Below are 8,277 nucleotides of genomic sequence, written 5' to 3'. Positions count from 1 at the left end.
TGCCGTGTTTAACATCAATTTCTTGTGTTTCACCTTTACTCAACGGCGTTAACTCAGTGCCATTGATGGCGGTCAGCGTCTTCGCATCCAAACCGATATCGTTTGACAATAAATCCAACGTCACGCTGTTATCTTCATTGGTGCTGAAGCGGTCGTTCTTCGCCTTGACGTCCGTATCTGACACGTCAATCGTCACGGTGACCCACCCAGAGTCAGCCGTACCGTCACTCGCCAGATAACTAAAGCTGTCTTGAACGGTTTCCGATGACGTAACCACTGGCGCTGTGTAGGTGTAAGTACCGTCACTCTTCATGACCACGGTGCCGCCTAACTCAGTTTCAATGGTGTACGTCCCGTTGCTCGGCTCAGTCACAGCATCGGCTTTAGAGCTGTTCACGCCCACCACGCTTAACTTATCGCCATCCACATCACTGTCATTGCTCAACACGCTCTTAGTCACCGTAATGGTGCTGCCTTCCACCGCTTTTGCCGTGTCAGACTCACCCTCAGGCGCGTCATTCACTGCGTCGACGGAGACAATAACCGTCGCGGTATCGGTACCGCCGTTACCATCACTGATGGTGTACTGAATCGTAGCAGTCCCATGCGAGTTGGTAGCTGGGGTGAACTTTAGTTCACCATCAACAATCTCAACTGTTCCTTGCACGTCACTATTTTTAGAAACAAATGCATTTGTAATGGTTAAAGTATCGCCATCCAAATCACTATCATTTTTCAACACATCAATAGTAATTGTTGTGTCTTCGTTGGTGCTGATGGCGTCGTTCTTCGCCACTGGTGCATCGTTCACCGGATTGACGGTCACCGTAACTTTAGCGGTATCCGAACCACCTTGACCGTCACTAATGGTGTATTCGATGTTCGCTTGGCCGTTGTAGTTTTCCGCTGGAGTGAATACGAGTTTCCCGCCAACGATTTCAACAGATCCTTGTTCTAGAGGAACTGTTGCAGAAACGATGGTTAACGTATCGCCATCTTTGTCTGAATCGTTGCTCAATACATCAATGGTAACTGAAGTATCTTCGTCTACTGAGATAGTGTCATTTTGGGCTTTTGGATCTGAATTTTTGTCTGCGGCTTCGACATTCGCATTAGCATTTGAACGATTAAGATTGATTAAGGCGAGGCTTTGAGTTTGAGAAAAACCTAATGATTCAAATCCAGTTGTACTGAAATTTGTACTAGCAATAATTTCTGAACCCACACGGTCAATGCTTGCACTATCAGTAGGTGCGGAACCATTACTCCCACCCGCAGCAGGAGCTAATTCTTCATCAAGTTGAGTAGGGTCTTGACCTTCTTCTAAGGCTGCAAGTAACTGCGCAACATCATCTGTAACATCTTGAAGCTCATTGTTTTGATCAACGAGTTGAGTAGTAGCTTCATTATTGAAACCAGCTTCATCTCCTCTTTGGATGACAACTGATCCTTCTGGCAATTTTTCGCCAATCGTCGCTATTTTTATATCGCCATTTTTGTCAATCACAATCATTTGATTTACAGCAAGACTTGCGATTGAAAATAAAGAACCTTTTGCCATATAAGCCTCAAAAATACACGTTACAAACAGTTATATATTTAACCGTCTAATATTCGATATAACCCCGAATATTTTGTGGGAAAAATCTGACTTACGATATCATCGTTAAACCGTCTAACAAAGGTGAAAATTGCATCAAAATAACATTTTATTGACACTTCTTATTTTTACGACAAATAATTCCATGAATTAACATCACATTTCATGATAGCCTTTGTGTAAGGTTTTTCTTACCGCATTACATACAGAAAATACTTATTCATTAATGTGTTACATAAAGCATTTGTTATACATCAACCTAAAACTATGCAAAAAACCTATATTCATCACATTTTTAGTCACATTTTTGACACATCTAAGTACTCGTCTTATCAATGAGACTCCTTTTGCCTTAGACTCGGTGTCCGTTGTACATGTCATTTTTGATGGAGTTCATCTTGAAAGGGTTACCAACTAAAACACTTTTCTGCTCTTTAGTGCTCGCAGGATCCGTGTCTGCACAGACACTTGAACAAGCTGTGTCATTGACTCTTGCTGCAAACCCTGAATTGAAAAGTGCGTTTAACCAATATAAAAGTCGCTTATCTGATTCAAATGCTTCTTCTGGGGCATATTTACCTAAAATCGACCTCGATGCTGGTATTGGATACGAAGGTATAAATCCCGCCTCGTCTACTGGTAATCCTGATACAGATATGACTCGTAAAGATGCAGCCCTCACTCTTAATCAACTTATTTGGGATGGCTCATCAACATTAAATGATATGGATCGTACAGCTGCTGAAGCAGAATCAGACCGCTACCAACTTCTTGCTGATGCTTCTAATAAAGCACTAGAAGTCACTGATGTTTATCTTGAAGCGACCAAAGCTTACGAAATTCTCGTACTTTCAGAAAAAAACCTGGCAACGCATAAAGAAATCTATCGTGATATAAAAAAACGTGCTGATTCTGGTGTAGGGTCTATCGCCGATGTAACTCAAGTTGAAGCTCGCATCGCTAAAGCAATGGGTAACTTACTTGCGGCACAAAACAATTTGTACGATACGCATACTCAATTTCGCCGTTTAGTCGGTCAAGAGCCTTTAGGTTTAACCTTTCCTCGAGCGGACAGTACTGCAATTCCTTACACTATTGATGACGCTCTGAAAAAAGCATTCGATGAACATCCAGTCATTAAAGTGGCGCAAACAGATGTAGACGCAGCTCGTTTTCAATATAAACAGTCAAAAGCGCCCTACTATCCAACTATTTCGTTGGAAGCATCTCAACGTTGGTATGACGATGCGGGAGGTAAGGAAGGCAGTGGTGATGAACTCAGTGCAATGGTGAGATTACGCTATAACATTTTCAATGGTGGTAGCGATAGTGATCAATCCGAAAGCGCCGCTTATCAACTCAATAAAGCAAAAGATTTACGTGAAAATACATTCCGTGCCGTAGAGGAAGGCTTACGTTTGTCATGGAGCGCTCTCGATCTGACGCTGCAGCAAAAAGAATTTTTAGCTGACCATGTGGATTCAACTTCCCAAACCGTTGCTTCATATCGCAAACAGTATTTGATTGGTCAACGTACGCTTCTTGACTTACTCAATACAGAAAATGAACTGTTTGAAGCCCGTAAGGACTATTTGGATGCGAAATACGCTGAGCAATATGCAAAGTATCGCGTTATGAACGCTACAGGTAATTTACTAGATGCATTGCGAGTTGATGTCGCTCCGGAATGGACAGAGAAGGTGAAATACTAAGATGAAAGGCACATTTGTTATTCTTACAGCGACGTTAAGTGCTGCGATGTTCGCTTATGCTGAAGAAAATGTAGCTAGCGATGAATATGATTACATTGCTCTACCGCAGATCAATCAAGTCGCAGATCTTGAAGATGATGATAACGATGGTGTAATCAACGCTCGGGATCTTTGCCCAGATACTCCTTCACTATCGGAAATCGATAATGACGGGTGTGGTACCTTTGTTAAAACGTCGAAGCTACAAAGCTTACACATCCTATTTGCTAATGATTCTAGTGATATTCCTCCGGTGTTTGTTAGTCAGATTCGTCAAATGGCAGAATTTTTAAACACCTACCCTTCTGCTTCTATTGAAATCAAAGGCTATGCAAGTAAAGTCGGTAGCGAAGAATATAACCTCAACCTATCTAAACGACGTTCTGAAGCAGTAGAAGCTCAATTACTGCGCTACGGTGTTGAGCGCAACAGAGTGAGAATTGTTGGTTTCGGCGACACTGAACTTGCTTCTCATGGTGATACACAAGTCGCTCATGCACTAAATCGTCGAGTGACAGCGACGGTGGTTGGCTACAAAGGTGCAATCGTCAAAGAGTGGAGCATATTTACGGCACTGCCTAAATAAACCTACATATCAGTAAAGGCGGCCGATTAGCCGCCTTTTTATTGTGAGTTATCCAAATCTTAATGGGAAAAAATGCCTCAAAGTGCTACCCTTCGTGCATCATTCTTAATGAGAAAATAAAATGAGCAAATTAACAGCAGATGTTCAAGCTAACCTAGAACTTTTCATCAAAGAAACCCAAGAAAACCAACTGGTTTGGGGTTTGCGTAATGAAGAAGGTTGGTTATCTTGTGAATCAACAGAATTTGAAGAAAGCGAAGTAATGCCTTTCTGGTCTTCAAAAGAAGACGCTGAGCTGCACAATGTTGAAGAATGGGCAGACTTCGAAGTTCTAGAGATCCCACTGGATATTTTCGTTGAAGATTGGCTGATCACTCTTGATGAAGACGGCGTTCTTGTTGGCACTAACTGGAACCAAACTTTAGACGGAAAAGAACTTGAGCCTTCAGAACTGGCAAAAATGTATCTTTAAGTGAATTGGCATAGCCCTTTCATGACCACTTAAACAAGACGCGATTAGCGTCTTGTTTTGTATTTGTAGTACGAGCTTTGGTACTATGACGACCTGTTTATTTTCAACTGGATTGAACCCATGCATTTATCTAAGCTGACACAAGAAATTTACGATCACCTATACCGCGACATCAACGAATTCCGTAGCACTTTTGACTTACCAGTAGCGGACCCAGCAAGCTTAGATGCAAAAGCAGATACCCTTCATACCTCATTAGCCATCGAAGAACTGACCGAACTGGCTGAAGCAGACAGCAAAACTGAACAAGCGGATGCGATTGTGGACAGCGTATATGTACTTATGGGTCGCCTCGTGCACCTTGGTCATCGCAATATCAATGACAACATCGCCATCAGCTACTTGATCGACCTACTACTGAATGTTGCGGTCAATCGTGGTATTGATTTCCTTCCTTGTTGGGATGAGGTTCATAGCTCCAACATGAGCAAAGTTTGTCGCAACGAAAAAGAATATGGCGATACAGAAGCGTTCTACGCTGAGCAAGGTATTAAACTAATGGCTGTACAAAAAGGCGATTATCTCATCGCGAAATGTGCAGAAGACTTCGTGTCTGAAAGCAAAACCATTCGTCAAGGTAAAGTCCTAAAGTCCGTTTATTACCGTCCAGCAAACCTAGAAGCGCTAACTCAATAGTTTTTAACTGCTTTTTGAATGTCGGCAGCCTTTAGGCTAGCGGAATCGCAGATAAAAAAAGGCCACCTTGGGAGCAAGGTGGCTAATGAGACTATAAAAAGCCTAACAAGAACGAGAATGTATCACTCTTATTAGTGCTAATAGTGTGCCAACTTTTTAATAAAGATTAAATCATTGATATTTAAAGAAATTAATCTTTTACTCTTAATATAAACAATAAGTTAGTACACAAGACCTTTTGAAACCTGACCCAGATTTGTGCTCAATGCACCAAAACTAATCGAAAACTAAGTATGGTTTACCATCAAGAGAGACACATCTCACAGAAGTGTTAAATACATTACGCAAGTTCTCTTCACTTAAGACTTCTGTCGGCTCACCAATACTCTGTACGACACCTTGCTCAAGCAGTAATACTTTGTTTGCGTTCTGTAAGCTTCGGTTCAAATCGTGATTCGCCATAACAACAGCCAATCCCTCTTGCGCCATTTTCGCAATCAATTGATAAAGCATGCCTTCTTGGGCGATATCTAATGGTGCACCCGGTTCATCAAGAATAAGTAGCTGAGCATAAGGATTGATAGCTGGCCAAACTTGCAGGCAGCTACCTGCGAGTCGCACGCGTTGCCATTCTCCACCAGACAACTGATGAATAGAGCGGTGAAGCTTATCGTCTATCTTCAATAAATGAGTAAACAGCTTCACAGCTTCTTGGACTTTAGAGTCATGCAATGAGCTATTAATGGGGAGAGACAACGCAAGATATTGGAAGACATCGAGATTAAAAGCGGGCTTCTCGCTTTGAGATAGGTAAGCTCTGCGCAAAGCCAACTCACTCAAAGAGTTTTTCTTGATATCAAAATCGCCGAGTAAAACATCTCCTGCGCAGTCAATCACTCCCGCTAGTGCAGAGAGAAGCGTGCTTTTACCACTGCCATTAGGACCAACAACATGGAGTATTTCCCCTGCTTGGCATTGGAATGACAAAGGCAGTAAACGTTCTTTAACGTGCAGGCTATTAACGCGAATCATGATTTCTCACCAGCATCCAAATAAAAATGGGGGCGCCAATAGTGGTAGTGACAACGCCTAATGGTAGCTCAGCAGAATCCAGAGCCAAGCGAGCAACAATATCAGCCAATACCATCAGAAGAGCGCCACTGACAGCACTCAGTGGCAATAGCATACGGTTTTCAGAACCTAGTACTAAACGCAGTAAATGGGGTACCACCAAGCCAACAAAGCCTATCACGCCTCCTAGGGCAACCGCAGCGCCTACTAAAACGGATACGGCGATGATCAGTTTCCAGCGAATGCTGGCTACATCTACACCTAGCTGTTTTGCATGGGTTTCTCCAAGCATCAGTTTATCCAATACGGATCCCTGATATAGCAACCATCCCATAACAGGCAATGCGATAAGAGTAAGAGTGTGTTGATACCAACTAGCACCGCCAATACTCCCCATAAGCCAATACATAAGTTGACGTAAGCTCAGTTCATCACTGAAGTAAAACGCCCATGTGACGACGGAACCAGACAAGATACCCAGCGCAACACCCACCAAAAGCAGTCGAGTTGTTGTAAGCCTCATTGCGTTGGCGATAAACACCAGCAATAAAGTAAAGATCAGAGCCCCTATAATTGCAGAAATCATAAAAGCTTCAGGGCTAGCGATAGCCGGAAAGAAAAACAGCAAGATCACCATCGCAACGCTTGCGCCGCCAGAGATCCCTATAATCCCCGGTTCTGCCAACACGTTACCAAGTAACACTTGAAGGGTTGCACCGGAAACCGCTAGTGCAGCGCCAATCATCATGGCTGCGAAAAGCCTTGGCAAACGTAAATCAAACACCAAACGAGTTTCGAGTGCATCAAATGAACTGAAAGGCGAGATAAAGATTTCACCAACCATCAGATAGACCACGCTGGCTAATGCTAACAATGCGAGCAAAAGATAGCCTGCTCGTATCCAGCGCTGCTGCTTGAGCAGCATAAATTGACTAAAATCCATAGACTTTTATGTAAAAAAATAATGGTTCAAAAAAGAATGGCTTAACCTTACCGTTAAGCCATTCAAATATAAAGCTTCAATATAAAAGACGAGTGATAAACCTTTTAATCGTATACCGCTTGACCGTCTTCATAACGAATTTTTACTTTACACACCATTAATGCAGCACGTTCGCCCACCGCTGCATGACGATTGGGAAACACGATCGCTTCCTCTTCATTTTTCGCCATCAGTGGTTTATCGCCATCATGACCAAAAACTTCGCCATGCATGAAGCTCGTAAAGTTGGAGATATTATCGTCAAACAAGAAATCAAAGTCGTCATGAATACGAACAATCGTTCGGCTCACTCGGTACATCGTAGCCTTTCTAGGCAAATGCTCAGATTGGCTTCTGGAAACCAAATCACGTAGTGACAAATCAAATGCCGTTAGGCACTGTAAATCGTTAGAGCCGATTTCAGCGACACGACCGAGTTCAATCATCATGGCTTGTGCAGCGTAGGTTTCCGCACTGTACCAACTAAAAGTACTTGCTGGCGCATTAGAGAACATCACTGCATCAATGTGACCATTCTCGACAAAATCCAATAGTTCTTTACTGCGTACTGGATGACGCGATTTAGGGCTGACCGCAAATGAATAATGTTTTGAATCACGAAAAGCGCAATGCAGATCTAAATGCCAGCGAGACTTTACATCGCTCTCAGCATAGAAATCCTTAATCACCAGTTTAAGGTTATCTGCTATGGCTAGTTCTTTGCTTTCTTCGTGGGCTTTTTCGTCAAACAGATGATTCAAATCTTCATCTAATGAACGTTTATGCAGCATGGTTGCTTCAGGATTCGCGATGATGAATAAACATCTTTCGTTTACCGTCTGGAAGCCACTCAAAATATCATTCACGAGTTTATCGATAAGCTCCATTGGAGCCGTTTCGTCGCCATGAATACCACAAGAAATAACGATGTTTTTGGTATCGTCGTCGTGTTTAGCTGGCACAACTTCTAAAATACCGCGTTGAAGCAATTTGAGAGTGACGCCTGCCGGTGTAGTCACCGCTGTACACTTTACGGATTGTTCAAGATCTAGACTGTCGAAGAGAAAAGATTGGCGAAATAGAGACTTCGTCATGCGCTACTCCTTTATTGCACAGCGG

At 42.7% G+C, this 8,277-nt stretch carries 8 protein-coding genes; 4 read left to right on the top strand and 4 right to left on the bottom strand.

Features of this window, described 5'->3' with window-relative positions; translation table 11 throughout:
- Positions 1-1,561: Ig-like domain-containing protein (locus L3V23_RS12615; RefSeq protein WP_237292395.1), on the bottom strand; the 1,561-nt coding region annotated here is incomplete at its 3' end.
- 437 nt (positions 1,562-1,998) lie between these two features.
- Between L3V23_RS12615 and L3V23_RS12610 the strand changes: the two genes are divergently transcribed.
- The 4 genes from L3V23_RS12610 to L3V23_RS12595 all read left to right on the top strand — a co-directional run bounded on the left by L3V23_RS12610 (position 1,999) and on the right by L3V23_RS12595 (position 5,105).
- Complete coding sequence (locus L3V23_RS12610; protein WP_180980205.1) at positions 1,999-3,312, top strand: TolC family outer membrane protein; 1,314 nt, start codon at positions 1,999-2,001, stop codon at positions 3,310-3,312.
- Between the two features lie 46 nt (positions 3,313-3,358).
- Complete coding sequence (locus L3V23_RS12605) at positions 3,359-3,937, top strand: OmpA family protein (RefSeq protein ID WP_042488514.1); 579 nt, start codon at positions 3,359-3,361, stop codon at positions 3,935-3,937.
- A gap of 121 nt (positions 3,938-4,058) precedes the next feature.
- Positions 4,059-4,409, top strand: a complete 351-nt coding sequence (locus L3V23_RS12600; RefSeq protein WP_042488495.1) for a DUF2750 domain-containing protein — start codon at positions 4,059-4,061, stop codon at positions 4,407-4,409.
- Between the two features lie 120 nt (positions 4,410-4,529).
- A complete protein-coding gene (locus tag L3V23_RS12595) occupies positions 4,530-5,105 on the top strand; it encodes a nucleoside triphosphate pyrophosphohydrolase family protein (RefSeq protein ID WP_042488492.1) in 576 nt (191 codons plus the stop codon).
- A gap of 276 nt (positions 5,106-5,381) precedes the next feature.
- Here L3V23_RS12595 and btuD read toward each other — a convergent pair whose 3' ends face one another.
- The 3 genes from btuD to L3V23_RS12580 form a co-directional block, all read right to left on the bottom strand.
- The gene (btuD, locus tag L3V23_RS12590) at positions 5,382-6,137 is read right to left on the bottom strand and encodes a vitamin B12 ABC transporter ATP-binding protein BtuD (protein WP_102967182.1); all 756 of its coding nucleotides are present in this window, start codon (positions 6,135-6,137) and stop codon (positions 5,382-5,384) included.
- Positions 6,124-7,119 (bottom strand): vitamin B12 ABC transporter permease BtuC, encoded by a 996-nt coding sequence (gene btuC, locus L3V23_RS12585; protein WP_102967181.1) that lies wholly within the window; start codon positions 7,117-7,119, stop codon positions 6,124-6,126. Before btuC ends, btuD begins: the two co-directional genes overlap by 14 nt.
- 104 nt (positions 7,120-7,223) lie before the next feature.
- Positions 7,224-8,252, bottom strand: a complete 1,029-nt coding sequence (locus L3V23_RS12580; RefSeq protein WP_102967180.1) for a succinylglutamate desuccinylase — start codon at positions 8,250-8,252, stop codon at positions 7,224-7,226.
- Positions 8,253-8,277 lie beyond the last annotated feature (25 nt).

Origin of the sequence: Vibrio sp. A1-b2, from assembly GCF_021726015.1 — a bacterium.
GTDB lineage: Bacteria > Pseudomonadota > Gammaproteobacteria > Enterobacterales > Vibrionaceae > Vibrio > Vibrio diazotrophicus.
Note: the sequence above shows the minus strand (reverse complement) of the source record. Positions and strands in the feature narration are given on the sequence as shown.